This window comes from Kitasatospora sp. NPDC015121 (genome assembly GCF_055562955.1).
In genome coordinates this window covers 137,297-152,763 of sequence record NZ_JBVHEH010000007.1, presented here as the reverse complement: position 1 = coordinate 152,763, position 15,467 = coordinate 137,297, and the positions used below count along the sequence as shown (strand labels likewise).

Below are 15,467 nucleotides of genomic sequence, written 5' to 3'. Positions count from 1 at the left end.
GCAGCTCCGGCTGCTTCGAGAGAGGTAGCGGTGCGGCAGATGGTGCGCGAGAGCGGGATCCGGTCCCTGGAGGTCCGTCCGGAACCGTCGATGACGGTGTTCGTCGACGGCGAGACGGTGGCATGGGCCCGCCGAAGCGCCCGGGACTTCCTGACCCGGGCACGTGACACCCACATGCTCGCGGTCTCGGAGCGGGTGGTGGCCACGGTCCAGCTGGTCGTCTCCGAGCTGGTGACCAACGCCCGCAAGTACGCGCCCGGGCCGTGCCTGCTGGAGCTGACGATCACCGACGGCGCCGTGGAGGTCAGCGTGTGGGACAGCGAGCCCACCCTCCCCATGGCACACGCCCCTGACCCGGCCCGGATCGGCCGCCACGGCTTGGAGACCGTGCTCGCCGTCAGCCGGCGCTTCGAGATCCTCCGCGAGATCGTGGGCAAGCGCATCACCGCCGCCATCACGCTCGCGGACGACCCGACGGGGACCCGGCAGGCCGGGTGACGTGGCCAGCAGGTCCGGCCGCCACCCGGCGAAGCCGTCCGCCGACACCCCGCCCCCACCCGCTGCTTAGGGCCGGACGGCACCACGGAGCTCACCGGCCACCCGGCCCCGGCCACCCGGCCCCGCCGGAACGGCGGTCGGGACCGGCACCGCTCCCACCTCGGATACCGTGTCCCTGCACGGGGTGCCGTAACGGATGTGGCGCCCCCTACGGAGGTAGCCAACGTATGAGTTCCAAGCGCAGCCAGAATCCAGCCCTGCCCGTCCTCGACGACGCGTACCGGCTCGCGTCGGTCAAGGACACCGAAGAGTCCGCCCGCGACTTGGCCGCACGGCTGGCCACCACCGAGCTGCGCCGAGCCTCCCACCCCGGCCGGGTCACCTGGGACGCCGTCGATCAGGCCGATCCCGTACCGGCCCCGCCGACCGTGGTCGACGGTGACGGGGACCTGTGGCTGCGGGACCGGGGCACCGGCACCTGGACCATGCCCGAATTCGACCCGAAGACGTTCCCGGCCCGCTGCGGCGAGGTTCTGACGTGGAACGAGCTCGCCTGTGAGTACGGCCCGCTGACCGCACTGGCCAACGACCGCCACATCGGCGGCGGCGGCCGCCGCCGCTGACCGCGCCCCCTCCGGGTCGACCGGGCCCGGAGGGGCACTGCTGCGGACCCGCCAGTGGCCCCTCCCCCGGCCGGAACTCGAGGTGCCGCACGGGTCGGCGGCCAAGCGGCCAGCCGCCACGGAATCCCTGACCGGTGGCGCCCTGGGAGCAGGCCCGCAGCAGCGGTCGGCCAAGTTGTTCCCCGGTGCGGGCTGCCGACCTGCACCGGGGCTCTGGTCACCCCTTCGGCCCTGGGCCGGTGAGTTTCGCCGGGCGAAGCCCGGTGGGTCCGTCCGGCTCGGCATGACCCGTACCGCCTCTTCGCCGGTTTCTCGCTCTTCACCCTGGGGAGACGGCCGTTTCACCGCCGAGTAGGCGGGAACCTACAACGGGCGCGGGGGCCCGGGCGTGCGCGCCCGTACGGTGAGCGGGCCGATGGCGTGGCCGTCGTGGTCGCTGACCGGCCACGCGTCAAGACCGCGCGGGCGCATCGCGGTGGCCGCGCGGGCTACGGGCAGGGAAGCGGTGGCGGAAGGGACGGCCGGTACGGCTGCGTCGTGGTGGGCCGCAGCGGTCACGCGAACGACGGCCACCGGTCGGCGGCCCACTCCCGCCAGTCGATCCACCCGGACGGCGGGCCAGCGACCCTGCGGCCTTCCAGTTCCACCGCGTCGGGCTCCTCGAAAAGCGCACGCCCGCGCAGGATGTCCGCCTCGGATATCGGCAGTGTCCCTTCAGGGGCGGTCGCCCGGCGATGGGCGATACGGGCACGTTGGGTCTCATCGTCCACCGGCAGGTAGGCCATGCGGAAGCGCGCCCCCTCGGCCTCCGCGAGCCAGCGGATCGCGGACCGTTCGTCCCGTGACCAGCAGCCGTAGTCCACGACGACGTCGGTGCCCAGTCCGACCGCCTCCAGGGCGAGCCAGAGCATGCGCCCCTCCAGCACGTCGCGCTTCCCGTCGGCCTCCGCCTCGCCGAACAGGGGAATCATCCAGTCGTCGGGCGTCAGACGCAGCGCGCCGTGCTCCGCAGCGAGCTGTCGGGCCCGCGTGGTCGCTGTGATGTACCAGCCCGGAGTCCTTCTTGGTCCGGTGCCGCCGCAGAGCCGTCTCCACTGCGTCCGAAGGGAGTTCAGTCCGATCGTGGGAGGATTTGACCTTCCTCCAGCGGCTTGCGAGAGCCTCACCCGGCCCGGGCCGGGCCCGCTCGTGAAACGCTCGGTGCTCGCGCGGTTACCATGAGTCCGTGAAGTGGGTGACGAGTCGGCGGGTGCCGGGGCGCGGCGGGCTGGGTCCGCTGGTCGCCCTGGTGCTGCTGGTCGTCGCCCACCTGACGGGGGCCGTGCACGGGCCGGCGTTCTCCGGGGAGTCCGTGGCGGCGGTCGCCGCGCGCTGCCCCGCGGCCGTGGTCGGCCCGGAGGGACCGGGGGTGTCGCCCGCGAACGGCGAGCAACGGCACGTCCATCCCGGTGACGGCGTCGATCACGCGGTGGACCGGCTGCGGGCGACCGCCGGGCCGGCCGCCGACCCGGCCGGGGCCTCGGTGTGGCCGGTGTCGCTCCTCGCGGTGCTGGTGCTCCTCGCCTGCGGGCGGGGGCGGTGGCCAGTGGACGGGTGGGCGGCCGGGGCGGTGCCGACGGGGCGGATAGGGCTGGTGCTGATCGGGGTCTGGCGGCAGTAGGCGCTCCCCGCGCCGCCGTGCCCGCCCCCCGGGGTACGGGCACGGCGGCGCGCCGGCCGTCCGTGACCCGTCCACCGCGCGCCCGCTGCCAGGAGCAGCGGGTGCGCAGGAAGCAGTGCCTTCACCATGACCGTTTCCGTGCTCGACCCTGCCCTGCCCTCCTTCGAGCCGCCCGGCCGGCGGCGCCCCGCCGTGCGGGCGTGCGACCTGGTGGGCGACACCCCGGTGCTGTGGATCGGGGAGCCGTTGTGCCCGCCGGGACGCGGCTTCTTCGCGAAGCTGGAGGGCGCGAACCCCGGCGGCATCAAGGACCGTCCCGCCCTGCACATGGTGGAGCGGGCCCGCTCGCGCGGTGTCCTCGCCCCCGGTGCGCGGATCGTGGAGTCCTCCTCCGGCACGCTCGCCCTCGGCCTGGCGCTGGCCGGGCAGAGTTTCGGGCACCCGGTGACCGTGGTCGCCGATCCGGGGCTGGAGCCGCCGGTGGCCCGGCTGCTGACGGCGCGCGGCGCCGACGTCGTCACCGTCGGGGCCCCGCACCCGACCGGCGGCTGGCAGCGCTCCCGGCGCGAGAAGGTCGCCGAACTGCTGGCCGCGCACCCGGGGGCGTGGTGCCCCGACCAGTACGGCAACCGCGACAACGCCGCCGCCTACCGGCCGCTGGCCCTCGAACTGGCCGCCCAGCTCGGGCGGGTGGACGTGCTGGTCGCCGCGGTGGGCACCGGCGGGCACTCGGCCGGGACGGCGACCGTGCTGCGCGAGTCGTTCCCGCACCTGGAGGTGGTCGGCGTCGACTCGGTGAACTCCACGATCTTCGGGCAGGGCGACGGGCCCCGACTGATGCGCGGCCTCGGCTCCAGCATCCACCCCGCCAACGTCGACTATCCGGCCTTCGACGAGGTCCACTGGGTCGCCCCCGCCGAGGCGGTGTGGACCTGCCGCCGCCTGGCCCGCCACCACTACGCCAGCGGCGGCTGGTCCGTGGGCGCGGTCGCCCTGGTCGCCGCGTGGGCCGCCCGCACCCGCCCGGCGGGCACCCGCATCGCCGCGGTCTTCCCCGACGGCCCGTACCGCTACCTCGACACCGTCTACGACGACGCCTGGTGCGCCGCACACGGGCTGCTGGGCCACCGCCCGGCCGCCGGGCCCGAGACGCTCGCCGACCCGCTGGCCGAGACCGCCGTCCGCTGGAGCCGCAGCACCCGCGTCGTCGACCCGCTGCGCCGCACCCCCGCCGACGCCGTCGGCCGCGCCGCCGGAGCCGGAGCCGGAGCCGGAGCGGAGCGGTGAGGCGGCTGTACGGGCAGTGGCGCTCCTTCGACGCCCCGCTGCGGCTGCTGATGGTCAACCAGTTCGGCATCAACCTGGGCTTCTACATGCTGATGCCCTACCTCGCCGACCACCTCGCGCACGGCCTGGGCCTGGCGGCGTGGGCGGTGGGCCTGGTACTGGGGGTGCGCAACTTCGCCCAGCAGGGCATGTTCTGGCTCGGCGGCACCCTCGCCGACCGGATCGGCTACAAGCCGCTGATCTGGGCGGGCTGCGCGCTGCGGACGGGAGCGTTCGCGCTGCTGGCCCTGGCCGACACGCTGCCCGCGCTGATCGCGGCGTCCGCCGCCACCGGCCTGGCCGGGGCCCTGTTCAACCCGGCGGTGCGCGCTTACATCGCCGCCGGGGCCGGCGAGCGGCGGGTGGAGGCGTTCGCCGTGTTCAACGTCTTCTACCAGGCGGGCGTCCTGGCCGGCCCGCTGGCCGGACTGGCGCTGCTGGCCTGGGACTTCCGCGCGGTGTGCGCGGTCGCCGCCGCCGTGTTCGCCGTCCTGGCGGCGGTGCAGCTGCGGGCCCTGCCCGAACGCCGCCCCGGGCGGTCCGCAACCGGCGGGGGCTGGCGCGGGATCGCCGCGGACTGGCGGTCCATCGCCTCGAACCGGCCGTTCCTGCTGTTCTCGGCCGCGATGTCCGCCTCGTACGTGCTGGGCTTCCAGAGCTACCTGGCGCTGCCGATCCAGGCCCGCGCGCTGTTCGGTGACCGGTCCGGGACGGCGGTGGGGGCGCTGTTCGCGCTGTCCGCGCTGACGGCGGTGGCGGGGCAGCTGCGGCTGACCGCGTGGGCCCGGCGCCGGCTGGGCCCGGCCCGCGCGATCACCCTCGGACTCGCCGCGACGGGCGCCGCGTTCGTCCCGCTGCTGCCCGGCCCGCACCAGCGCGCGGACGGCTGGGCGGCCGTCACGGCGGGGGCGGTCGGGCTCGCCGGGTGCGCGGTGCTGCTGGCGGCGGGCTCGGCGCTGCTGTACCCGTTCGAGATGGACACCCTGGTGCGACTGTCGGGCGAGCACCTGGTGGCTACCTACTACGGGGCCTACAGCACCGTCGCCGGGATCGCGGTCGCCGCCGGGAATCTCGGGGTCGGCGCCCTGTTCGACGCCGCCGCGCGCCTCGGTGCGCCGTGGCTGCCGTGGGCGGCGCTCACCTCGGTCGGAGCCGCGAGCGCGGCGGCGCTGTCCGCGCTGCACCGCACCGGGCGCCTGGAGACGCCCGCGGCACCCCGGCCGGAGCCCGTGACCGTGTGACGCCGCGCCTCCACCGCCGGGTCGTCGCAGTGCCGGAGGGCGGGCACCGACCGGTCCCGTCGAGGAACCGTCTCCTCGACCGCGTCGGACTACTGCCCGCCGTTCCGGGCAGACGCCCGGCCGGCGCCCTGACGCCCCCTCGCCGGCGAGGGGGCGTCAGGGCGTGGGGGCGGGGGCGGGGCTGACGGACCGCCGACAGCGGTCGGGGATTCTCGCAGTCTCTACAGTGCTGTAGATTCAGTGCAGGTAAAGAGCTGCCCAAGTCGTGGGCTCGGGCGGCAGGAACGAGGAGGGGCATCGTGGGAGTCTCGCTCAGCAAGGGCGGCAACGTCTCGCTCACCAAGGAGGCGCCCGGCCTGACCGCCGTGGTCGTCGGCCTCGGCTGGGACGTGCGCACCACCACCGGCACGGACTTCGACCTGGACGCCAGCGCGCTGCTCTGCACCGAGCAGGGCAGGGTCCGCTCCGACGGCGACTTCGTCTTCTTCAACAACCTGAAGAGCGCGGACGGTTCGGTCGAGCACACCGGTGACAACCTCACCGGCGAGGGCGAGGGCGACGACGAGCAGGTCAAGGTGGACCTGGCGGCCGTCCCGGCCGAGATCACGAAGATCGTCTTCCCGGTGTCGATCTACGACGGCAACAACCGCGGCCAGAGCTTCGGCCAGGTCCGCAACGCGTTCATCCGGGTGGTCAACCAGGCCGGCGGCGCCGAGATCGCCCGCTACGACCTCTCCGAGGACGCCTCGACCGAGACCGCGATGGTCTTCGGCGAGCTGTACCGCAACGGCGCCGAGTGGAAGTTCCGCGCCATCGGCCAGGGCTACGCCTCCGGCCTGACCGGCATCGCCCAGGACTTCGGCGTCAACGTCTGACGAGGACGCGCCGGGGGCCTGATCGCACCCGGGGACACGGGGGAACGGCCCCGCCCGACACAGCCGGAACCGCCCGACGCAGCCGGACCGGGCCGACTTCGAGCGCGCCCGGCCGGACCCGGGGCCGGCTTCGACACCGGCACCCGCCGGTGAACCGCACGATCCGAAGGAGAACCGAGAAGTGACCAGGCGCAGGACCGCCACCGCCCTCCCCGCGCTCGCCCTCGCCGCACTGCTGGCCGCGGGCGGCCCGGCCGCCGCCGCCGGACACACCCCCGGCACCCCCGGCACTGCCGGCCCGCGCCCCGTCGCCGTCCAGCAGGCCGCCGGCGCGGTCGCTCCGCAGGCCGCGCCGCAGATCACCCACGCACCGGCCGCGGCCCCCGTGGACCTCGCGGCCGGCGACAAGAAGGAGAAGAAGAAGGGCGGCTTCTTCAAGAAGCTCGGCATCGCGGCCCTGGTCGTGCTCGTGCTGCTGGTGCTGCTGGTCGTGGGCGTCGTCGTCGCGGTGGTGCTCGGCATCCGGGCGTTGTTCCGCCGTCGCCGGGCCGCGTGAGCCCGGCCACAGCCCGGACTCTGCCATCCCTTCACACATCTGCGAGGCGGGGCGCCGGTGGCGCCCCGCCGACGACCAGCACCGACACGACGCAGGAGTCGCGGTCCCCGCGATGGACGAACCGCACAGCTGCCCGCGTCACGCCCCGACGGCCCCGAGTGTCCGGACGGGAATGACCTGGTGACGGACGTGCTGCTCCTGCTGCCGGCCCTGGTCCTCACCGCCGCCTGCGCGGTGCTCGTGGCCGCCGAGTTCTCGCTGACCACCGTCGACCGCGGCGCGCTGGAGAAGTCCGCCGAGGACGGCGAGCGCGGCGCGGCCACCGCGCTGAAGGCGGTCAAGCGGCTGGCCTTCCAGCTCTCCGGCGCGCGGCTCGGCATCACCCTCACCAGCCTGGTGATCGGCATGGTCGCCCAGCCGTCGGTGGCCGCCCTGCTGCGCGGCCCGCTGGAGGCGACCGGCCTGCCCTCCCGGGCGGCCGGGACCGTGGCGCTGGTACTCGGCGTGCTGCTGTCCACCGTGGCGCTGATGGTCGCCGGCGAACTGGTGCCCAAGAACCGGGCGTTCTACCGTCCCCATCCGGCACTGAGAACATACCGGAGCACCGTAGGACGAGTGAAGGGAAATAAAGGCAGGGGGCCGCGCGATCACCTATCTCCAGCCACGTCACCAACAGCCACCCACCATCGGCATGACATGCGGAAACGGGCGCAACAGCCACGCTCTCCGGAAGGCCGCCTCGACTGCCCGCGCAAGATGGCCGACCTCATCGTCCGGCTGCCGCCTGAACCGCCCAAGCGGCTTCGGTTCCCAGGTACGGGCGAGTGCAACAGACTGCGCTCAGACCCATGCTGACTTTCGCTGACCCGACGAGGCGGAACCTCAGGTTCGGCCGGGACTCCGGTGTCATGTCAGCCAGCAGTCCGATGACGGCAACCAGCCACCGACTGTCCGCGTACTGATCTGAGCGCTCCAACAAGTACGAGGCTGTGTGCAGCACGCACTGTCCGGGCGAAGATGTCTGGGACTGCTGCAGCGTACTCTCGTGCACGAGATCTTCAGGTCGCTCCCGTGGCCCTTTGAGAACGCCGAGTTGCCACCTACTCAGATTGAAATCGCGATGCCGGTGGTCAGGGCAGGTGTTGAAATCTTCCCTGATCACCGATGTCCGCTCTAGATCAGCGAACTAAGGGTCTTCCCGTAATTGATCTTCGCTCGATCGGGGCTGGGCGATCCGCCCCTGGATTGGCTTCGCCCATGCGGCCTGGAGGAGGTTGTGGAGGCAGGCGATGCCGAGCATGGCGTAGTGGACGCCGTCGCCCCTGAGGCGGCAGTCGCGGGGGATCTTCCAGGTCTTCATCCGGACGAAGACGTGCTCGACGCGGGCGCGGACCTGCTTGTGCTCACGGTTGTGTGCGACCTGCCAGTCGCTCAGCTCGCCGTCGGCGATGGTCGTCCTACCGACGGCGGCCTTCGCACCGGACTCCTCCCAGGCCTTGCAGTCGTTCCGATTGCCCGGCAGGGGCTTGCCGACCACAACGACCAGTCGGGTGTGGGCATCGATGACCACCTGGTGGTTGGTGGAGTACCGGTGGTTCTTCGACTGCTCGACGATCGTGCGATCGCAGGTGGGGACCAGGGTGCCGTCGACGATCAGCACGGTGCCTTTGCGGAACCGGCGCCGCGGATGGAGTGCGAGCAGGGGTCCGATGGGGTCGATGATCCGGCCAGCGGCAGACTTCGACACCCCGAACAGCGGCACGAGCTGCCGCAGCGTCAGATTGGTACGCCAGCAGGCGGCGACCAGCAGAACCCGGTCCTCCAACGGCAGACTCCACGAGCGGCCTCGGCGCATCGCACCGGCGCCCTCGCGGCGGAGCATCGTGATCAGCTTTCGGAAGTCGCGTGGACGCAGCCCGGTGAACGGGGATATCCAGGACGGCTCCGAAACCGTGATCACACCAGCCATCACAAGATCGATCCACAAGGCCCGGCGCAACATCGCGACCCTCTGCCTCCCTCGCTCTGGCCCCACCGAATCCTGTGGCGACGCCTCCGCTCGGTCTCTACAGTCACCGCATGGCCACCGAAGACGAGCCCCCGCACCGGCTCGACATCGCCGCGATGCTCACCGGCCAGACCAGCGCCTGCAAGCCGGCACGCGAGGCCATCGCCGCCGGCGCCGACGTGACGATCTGGGACAAGGAGGTGCCCCAGTGGATGGTCGCCGGTATCGCCGCAACGAGGTTGAAGCGGACCCTGGCCCGTGGCCGGCAAGAATCATTGGCCTCGACGAGACCGTTGAGATCCTTGCACGGCACCGCGGTGGGCAACTGCGCACCGGGCTCATCGACTCAGTGGACCGGGTCTGGTCCTTCACTCTGTACTTCGACGCCAGCGGGACCGAACTCCTGGCGTGCAGCGGCGTCAAGCGGCCCCGACGGGACAGCGCGAAGGACTCATTCGAGTCCTGAGCTGATCAGCACCCGACCTCTGCTCGTCCGCCACTACCTGCAGTACCTCAGCTTCGAGGAACAGGCCTAGGAGGCAGGCGTTCTGACGAGATCTCAACTGCGGTCAGGCATTACGGGACAGGCCTTACGACCTCGTACATGGTTGGCCGTGGCTTGTGTGGACTCGGCTCGTTGGAGCGTTCGTGATGGGGATGGCGGCACGTGCGCCGATCGTCTCGGAGCGTCGGATCACCGGCCTGTCGCAGGCGATGATCGCTGACCTGGTGGCCGAGTTGGGGCCGGTGTGGCAGGCCCGGCGTGAGGCCGGGCTGTGCGAGCGGCCGAGGCGGCGGTCGGTGGGCGCCGGTGCGAAGTACAAACCGGTCTGCGTCGACCGGCTCCCGGCCACGCTCGTCCACCCGCGCCACGGCGTCACCCACGACGTGCTCGCCTGCCGGTTCGGCGTCGACCGCTCCACCATCACCCGCGCCGTCGGCGGGATCCGCCCGCTCCTGGCCATCCGCGGCTGCCAGGTGGAGCCCGGCCTGCGGCTTCGAACTCCCGCTGACGTGATCGCCCACCGCGCCGCTACCGGGCGGACCCGGATCATCGACGCCACCGAGATCCGGGTCCGCCGACCGGCTGCCGACCGGCCCGGCCGCAACCGCTTCGTCTCGGGCAAGAGCCGGATGAACGCCATGAAGGCGCTGGTGGTCATCGACGACCGCGGGCGCGTGCTGTTCTGCGGCGAGGTGGCGGCGTTCCAGTTCGACGGAGAGCAGCGAGACCAGGACGCTGCCCAGCAGCCGGGTCTCGGCGGTGCTGGCGCCGACCAGCACCACGAAGCCGCGCAGCCGGGCGGCGCCGAGCGGCTGGGCGTACACGGGGCCGGCCGGCAGTTCACCGCCGCTGCTGTGCAGGCCGCGCAGGGCGACGACGTCCAGGATCGTGGCGGCGTCGGCCAGTCCCCCGGTGGCGTCGGTGCCGGCGGCGGCGAACGGTCTGGCCAGGACGTCGCAGACCACCACGTGCAGGCCGATGTCCCTCAGGTGCTCCTGCAGGGCCGCCGCGAGTTGGGCGAAGAACGGGTTGGCCAGATCCGGCACCACCAGGGCGACCAGGCCGGAGCGCCCGGTCCGCAGGCTGCGGGCGGCGGTGTTCGGCACGAAGCCCAGCTTCCGGATCGCGGCCTCCACCGCCACCCGCGTCTCCGACTTGACCGGCCGCTTGCCGGACAGCACGTACGACACGGTCGTTACCGACACTCCGGCCGCCCCGGCGACGTCGGCCATGGTGACCCGGCCCATGCGCGCCCCCTCCCCGCCCCGCGATCCACCGTTTCCCGCGGGGCGGGCTACCCGCCGCGCCCGGCGGGCCCGGCGGGCCCGGCGACACTGAGGCCCGCCGGGTCGGCACCGGATACAGCGCCCGCGAGTACCGGCCCGCCGACCCGGCTTCAACTCCCCTGCGGCGAGAGGACGGTGAACTCCGCTTCACGGAACTGCCCCTGTTACCAATCTTTCAGAAGGAGCTCCTCGGGGCCAAAAAGTTAACTCCGCGTCAACGTTGCGCGCGCAGCCCCCTGGAGGTCCCGTGAAACCGCGCTCCGTCCTGCCCGTGTTCGGCACCGGCCTGCTGCTGGCCGGAAGCCTGCTCCTCGGCGCCTCACCCGCCTCCGCCGCCGGCGGGAACTACGTGGCGCTCGGGGACTCCTACTCCTCCGGCGAAGGCACCGGTGACTACGTCGACTCCGCCGGGTCCTGCGATCGCAGCAACCACGCCTACCCCGCCCTGTGGGCCGCTGCCGACTCACCGTCCTCGTTCGCGTTCGTGGCCTGCTCGGGTGCGACGACGACCGACGTCATCAACAACCAGCTCTCCGCGGTGAACGGCTCGACCACCCTGGTCAGCATCAGCGTCGGCGGCAACGACGCCGGGTTCGCCGGGGCCATGCAGACCTGCGTGCTCAACGGCACCGACGCCTGCCTGAGCGCCGTCGACCACGCGAAGTCCTTCGCCACCTCCGAGCTCCCCGGCCTGCTCGACCAGGTCTACCAGGGCATCCGCAACCGCGCGCCCTCCGCCCGGGTGGTCGTTCTCGGGTACCCCCACCTCTACAAGATCGGTGGCAGCTGCGCCTTCGGGATCAGCGACACCAGCCGCAACGCCGTCAACGGCGCCGCCGACACGATCGACTCCGTGGTCGCCGGCCGGGCGGCCGCCGCCGGGTTCGGCTTCGGCGACGTCCGGCAGGTCTTCACCGACCACGAGATCTGCTCCTCCGACTGGTGGCTCAACAGCACCCGGATCCCGGTCCACGAGAGCTACCACCCGAACGCCGCCGGTCACGCCAACGGCTACCTGCCGGTCTTCCGCGCCCGGATCTGAGCACCGGTCCGTCCGCCGCCGGGCGGGGCGGCGGACGGACCGGCCGGAGCCGGCGGGAACCCTTGACGGCCCCGTCGGCTGGCCGTACGTTCTGCGCTGCCGCAAAAGTTTCCGGCAAGTTGCAATGAGATTGCAGCAATCCACCGCAAGTGGAAACGCGCCGCGCACCCCGGCTCCCACCCCACCAGGAGAACCCCGTGGACCGTCCCTCCCCCGCGCCCCGCCACCGACGCCGGGCCGCCCTCACCGCCGCCGCCCTGGCCGCCGTCACCGCGGCGACCGGCCTGGCGACCGCCCCCACCGCGGCCGTCGCCGCCACCCCCGGCAGCAGGACCGTGACGGCCACCCTGTTCGAGTGGTCGTACGCCTCCGTGGCGAAGGAGTGCACCAACGTGTTGGGCCCCAAGGGCTACGGCTACGTCGAGGTGTCACCCCCGCAGGAGCACATCCAGGGCAGCCAGTGGTGGACGTCCTACCAGCCGGTCAGCTACCAGATCGCCGGTCGGCTGGGCAACGCGACCGCCTTCGCCTCGATGGTCGGCACCTGTCACGCGGCGGGCGTGAAGGTGGTCGCCGACGCCGTGATCAACCACATGAGCGCGGGCAGCGGGACGGGCACCGGCGGCACGGTCTACAGCAAGTACGCCTACCCCGGCTCCTACCAGGACCAGGACTTCCACTCCTGCCGGACGAACATCTCGAACTACGCCGACCGGGCCGACGTGCAGAACTGCCAGCTCTCCGGCCTGGCCGACCTGGACACCGGCAGCGACCACGTCCGTTCCACCATCGCCGCCTACCTCAACGGCCTCCTCGCCAAGGGCGTCGACGGCTTCCGGATCGACGCCGCCAAGCACATCGCCGCCACCGACCTCGCCGCCGTCAAGGCCAAGCTCACCAACCCGAACGTCTACTGGGCGCAGGAGGTCATCTACGGCGCGGGCGAGGCCGTCCAACCCTCCGAGTACACCGGCACCGGTGACGTCGACGCCTTCATGGGCGCCTACGACCTCAAGCGGATCTTCACCGGCGAGAAGCTCGCCTACCTGAGCAACTGGAACGACTCCTGGGGCGCGGGCTACCTGCCGAGCGGCAACTCCCGCACCTTCACCGACAACTGGGACACCGAACGCAACGGCTCCACCCTCACCTACAAGTACGGCAACACCTACACCCTCGCCAACGTCTACCTGCTGGCCTGGCCGTACGGCTCGCCGAACGTCTACTCGGGCTACGAGTTCAGCGACATCGACGCCGGTCCGCCGAACGGGGGCACCGTCAGCGCCTGCTACCAGGACGGCTGGAAGTGCCAGCACGCCTGGCGGCAGATCGCCAACATGGTCGGCTTCCGCAACGCCGTGAACGGCACCGCGGTCACCAACTGGTGGTCGAACGGCAACAACGCGATCGCCTTCGGCCGCGGCGCCAAGGGCTACGTGGCGATCAACCACGAGACCACCGCGCTCACCCGCACCTTCCAGACCTCGCTGCCCGCCGGCAGCTACTGCGACGTCCAGCACGGCGACCCGAGCGCGGGCGGCGGGTGCAGCGGGCCCAAGTACACCGTCGCCGCCAACGGCACCTTCACCGCCACGGTCGGCGCGGGCGACGCCGTCGCCCTGTACGCGGGCGCGGGCGGCTGAGAAGGTGCCGGGTGATCGATCGACTGCGAGATGTGACGTGCTGGCGGTGATCTTCGCGGTCGGGTCGTCCGCGAGGACCACCCCCATGTGTGCCTGCTCGTGCAAGCCGCTCTACGACTCGTCGGCGGCGGAGCTCAGTGGGCGGTGGTCGAGCCGCTGCTGCCGGTGCGGAATCCGCGCCGGGGCGGCCGTCGGCCGAGGTTCCCGCGTCGGCTGATCGTCGACACCGTGCTGTACGTGCTGGTCGGCGGTTGCGCGTGGCAGCTGGTACCGCACGACCCAGCCCCGCGGAACGCGGATGGGAAAGCTTCCGGGTGCTGCCCCGCAGGTGGGTGGTGGAGCGGACGTCCTCCTGGCCGGGAGGGTGCGGACGGTTGGCCCGGGACTACGGGCACAGGACCGCGCAGACCGAAGCGATGATCAGGGCGGCCATGACCCGGCTCATGGCCGCCCGGCCCGCCGGCGAGACGGTCGAACCACGCGGTCCCGCCGAGACCGAAGCGGCCCGCCGCCTCGCCGACGACCTCAAAAGCCGGTAACCACCCGCTTACCCATCACTTTCCGGGCCGGCCGGCCCGCTCGACGTCCTCCTGCTCGGCTTTGATCGACGCCACCCGGCTCAGCAGGGCCGGCCCCCACCGAGCCGAACGCGGCCGCGCGGGCGTGCTCGCTGGTGGCGCCGGCCTCGTGCAGCTTGCGAACGGTCGTCACGGCGATCGCTCCCCGTCCCGACGAGCCCCCACCGACCACCGTGCGCACGGCCGCCTCCGGACGGGTAGGCGCACCTGTGACGCGAGCGGCGGGGCTACGACGCCGTGTGGGCGCGGGGAGCGTTCCGCATGACGCGGACGAGCCGGTCGGCCGCGTGGCGCGGGCCCGCGGCGCGGGTCTCGGCGCGCCAGGCTGCGGTGCCGGGCCCACCGGTCGCCAGCAGGTGGCGCAGGGCCGCGCCCGCGGTCGCGGCGTCGAGGGTGTTGGGGTCGCGCGCGAGGCCGAGGCCCGCGCGCTCCAGGTCGTGGGCGATGGCGAACTGGTCGCTGGAGAAGGGCAGGACGAGTGCCGGAACACCTGCCACCAGGCACTCCGTGAAGGAGTTGTTGCCGCCGTGGTGGACCATCACGGCGGTGTGCGCCAGGAGGGCCTGCTGGGGGACGGACGCGGCGACGTGCAGGCGCTCCGACCCTGCCGCCGCCAGCTGCGGATCGCCCGCGAGCTCCTCGGTGCGGGCTCCCGCGGCCACGATCACCGAAGCGTCCGTGCGGTCGAGCGCCGCCCGCGCGACCGTGCGCAGGACGTCGTGGCGGGCCGACAGGAAGGTGCCGAAGGCGATCAGGACCAGCGGGCGTCCGGTGGCGGTCAGGCGGGCGACGACGGCCCGCCAGTGCTCGTCGAGCCCGACCGGTCCCGGCGTGCAGTGCCCGGCGTGGACGGGCACCGGGCCGGGCGGGACGGGCGGGACGGGCGGGAGCCACGGCAGGAGCGGGTAGTTGAACACCACGGCGTGCGGCGAGCACAGGGCGAAGGCCCGTTCGGGCCGGGGCCGCCCGGGCGCGTGGCGTCCGGCCACGCGGTGGAAGGCCTCGGTGAACGCCGCGTCGTTCGCGGCCACCGCGTCCCGCAGTCGCGCGAGGGCGTCCGGCTCGGGGCGGAGGGCCTCGGGCCAGGCGTGGGGCAGGCCGAAGAACGCCTCCGGGCCGACGGGGAGATAGCTGGGGTGCCCCGGGCAGAACGTGGCGTAGGGCAGGTCCAGGCAGTGCGCGGCCAGGGTCACGGGGTAGCTGAGCTGGTCCACCAGGTACCAGTCGGGACGCAGCCTCCGGTCGAGGTCGCGGACCTCCGCCAGGATCCGGTCGGGGTCGGCGAGCAGGTCGTCCCGCCGGTGGCGCGCCTGGGTGAGCAGGGTCGCGACGGCGCCGTCGCGCGTGGCGTCCAGGAACTCCAGGAGCCGCCGGGCCTCGCCGTCCGCCTGTTCCGTGCGCTCGGCGACACCGTGGTTGGCGTTGCGGGTGACGGTGAGTTCGGCGAAGCCGAGACCGTGCTCCTCGGCCAGGCCGGCGAAGGCCGGTGCGCAGGCCAGCGTCACGTCGGCCCCGGTGTCGCGGAGCGCGGCGCCCAGGACGGCCAGGGGCGCGGCGTGCGAGCGGAAGGGCGGGCTGATGACGACGACTCGGGGCACGGGATCCTCCGTTGCCGACACCTCCGGC

The 15,467-nt window shown here is 72.9% G+C and carries 13 protein-coding genes and 4 pseudogenes; 13 read left to right on the top strand and 4 right to left on the bottom strand.

Annotation, left to right across the window (positions count from 1 at the left end; all coding sequences use genetic code 11):
- Positions 1-39: 39 nt before the first annotated feature.
- Positions 40-498: an ATP-binding protein gene (locus tag ACZ3J7_RS12430; RefSeq protein WP_465619638.1), complete on the top strand. Its 459-nt coding sequence runs from the start codon at positions 40-42 to the stop codon at positions 496-498.
- A gap of 227 nt (positions 499-725) precedes the next feature.
- Positions 726-1,121, top strand: coding sequence for a hypothetical protein (locus tag ACZ3J7_RS12425; protein WP_465619636.1), 396 nt, complete (start codon positions 726-728; stop codon positions 1,119-1,121).
- A gap of 554 nt (positions 1,122-1,675) precedes the next feature.
- On the opposite strand, the gene ACZ3J7_RS12420 is transcribed toward ACZ3J7_RS12425, so the two are convergent.
- A complete protein-coding gene (locus ACZ3J7_RS12420) occupies positions 1,676-2,164 on the bottom strand; it encodes a P-loop nucleotide/nucleoside kinase family protein (RefSeq protein ID WP_465619981.1) in 489 nt (162 codons plus the stop codon).
- Positions 2,165-2,346: 182 nt separating this feature from the next.
- Here ACZ3J7_RS12420 and ACZ3J7_RS12415 point away from each other — a divergent pair, with 182 nt between their 5' ends.
- The 6 genes and pseudogenes from ACZ3J7_RS12415 to ACZ3J7_RS12390 form a co-directional block, all read left to right on the top strand.
- Positions 2,347-2,781 carry a hypothetical protein gene (locus ACZ3J7_RS12415; protein ID WP_465619634.1) on the top strand — a complete coding sequence of 145 codons (435 nt, stop codon included), beginning with the start codon at positions 2,347-2,349 and terminating at the stop codon, positions 2,779-2,781.
- Between the two features lie 126 nt (positions 2,782-2,907).
- Entirely contained in the window at positions 2,908-4,068 is a 1,161-nt protein-coding gene (locus ACZ3J7_RS12410) for a PLP-dependent cysteine synthase family protein (RefSeq protein WP_465619632.1), read from the top strand.
- Positions 4,065-5,348, top strand: a complete 1,284-nt coding sequence (locus ACZ3J7_RS12405) for an MFS transporter (protein WP_465619630.1) — start codon at positions 4,065-4,067, stop codon at positions 5,346-5,348. Before ACZ3J7_RS12410 ends, ACZ3J7_RS12405 begins: the two co-directional genes overlap by 4 nt.
- A gap of 299 nt (positions 5,349-5,647) precedes the next feature.
- Positions 5,648-6,223, top strand: a complete 576-nt coding sequence (locus ACZ3J7_RS12400) for a TerD family protein (RefSeq protein WP_465619628.1) — start codon at positions 5,648-5,650, stop codon at positions 6,221-6,223.
- Between the two features lie 181 nt (positions 6,224-6,404).
- Positions 6,405-6,779: a hypothetical protein gene (locus ACZ3J7_RS12395; protein ID WP_465619626.1), complete on the top strand. Its 375-nt coding sequence runs from the start codon at positions 6,405-6,407 to the stop codon at positions 6,777-6,779.
- Between the two features lie 180 nt (positions 6,780-6,959).
- A pseudogene (locus tag ACZ3J7_RS12390) lies at positions 6,960-7,451 on the top strand (CNNM domain-containing protein); the annotation flags it as partial.
- A 589-nt stretch (positions 7,452-8,040) separates the two neighbouring features.
- On the opposite strand, the pseudogene ACZ3J7_RS12385 reads toward ACZ3J7_RS12390, so the two are convergent.
- A pseudogene (locus ACZ3J7_RS12385) lies at positions 8,041-8,748 on the bottom strand (transposase); the annotation flags it as partial.
- A gap of 110 nt (positions 8,749-8,858) precedes the next feature.
- On the opposite strand from ACZ3J7_RS12385, the gene ACZ3J7_RS12380 reads away from it, so the two are divergent.
- Both ACZ3J7_RS12380 and ACZ3J7_RS12375 read left to right on the top strand, forming a co-directional pair.
- The gene (locus ACZ3J7_RS12380; protein ID WP_465619624.1) at positions 8,859-9,323 is read left to right on the top strand and encodes a hypothetical protein; all 465 of its coding nucleotides are present in this window, start codon (positions 8,859-8,861) and stop codon (positions 9,321-9,323) included.
- Positions 9,324-9,438: 115 nt separating this feature from the next.
- A pseudogene (locus ACZ3J7_RS12375) lies at positions 9,439-9,702 on the top strand (helix-turn-helix domain-containing protein); the annotation flags it as partial.
- 699 nt (positions 9,703-10,401) lie between these two features.
- On the opposite strand, the pseudogene ACZ3J7_RS12370 reads toward ACZ3J7_RS12375, so the two are convergent.
- Positions 10,402-10,524, bottom strand: a pseudogene (locus ACZ3J7_RS12370) (LacI family DNA-binding transcriptional regulator); the annotation flags it as partial.
- A 301-nt stretch (positions 10,525-10,825) separates the two neighbouring features.
- Between ACZ3J7_RS12370 and ACZ3J7_RS12365 the strand changes: the two are divergent.
- The 3 genes from ACZ3J7_RS12365 (at position 10,826) to ACZ3J7_RS12355 (ending at position 13,683) form a co-directional block, all read left to right on the top strand.
- Complete coding sequence (locus ACZ3J7_RS12365; RefSeq protein ID WP_465619622.1) at positions 10,826-11,620, top strand: SGNH/GDSL hydrolase family protein; 795 nt, start codon at positions 10,826-10,828, stop codon at positions 11,618-11,620.
- 197 nt (positions 11,621-11,817) lie between these two features.
- Entirely contained in the window at positions 11,818-13,263 is a 1,446-nt protein-coding gene (locus tag ACZ3J7_RS12360) for an alpha-amylase (RefSeq protein WP_465619620.1), read from the top strand.
- An 87-nt stretch (positions 13,264-13,350) separates the two neighbouring features.
- Positions 13,351-13,683 (top strand): transposase, encoded by a 333-nt coding sequence (locus tag ACZ3J7_RS12355; RefSeq protein WP_465619618.1) that lies wholly within the window; start codon positions 13,351-13,353, stop codon positions 13,681-13,683.
- A gap of 385 nt (positions 13,684-14,068) precedes the next feature.
- Here the strand turns inward: ACZ3J7_RS12355 and ACZ3J7_RS12350 are convergent, their stop codons facing one another.
- Positions 14,069-15,439 (bottom strand): glycosyltransferase, encoded by a 1,371-nt coding sequence (locus tag ACZ3J7_RS12350; RefSeq protein ID WP_465619616.1) that lies wholly within the window; start codon positions 15,437-15,439, stop codon positions 14,069-14,071.
- Between the last annotated feature and the right edge of the window lie 28 nt (positions 15,440-15,467).

Excerpts from the sequence above, each read along its gene's own strand:
- ACZ3J7_RS12430 (WP_465619638.1), top strand. The coding sequence starts at position 40 with ATGGTGCGCGAGAGCGGGATCCGGTCCCTGGAGGTCCGTCCGGAACCG.
- ACZ3J7_RS12425 (WP_465619636.1), top strand. The coding sequence starts at position 726 with ATGAGTTCCAAGCGCAGCCAGAATCCAGCCCTGCCCGTCCTCGACGAC.
- ACZ3J7_RS12410 (WP_465619632.1), top strand. The coding sequence starts at position 2,908 with ATGACCGTTTCCGTGCTCGACCCTGCCCTGCCCTCCTTCGAGCCGCCC.
- ACZ3J7_RS12380 (WP_465619624.1), top strand. The coding sequence starts at position 8,859 with ATGGCCACCGAAGACGAGCCCCCGCACCGGCTCGACATCGCCGCGATG.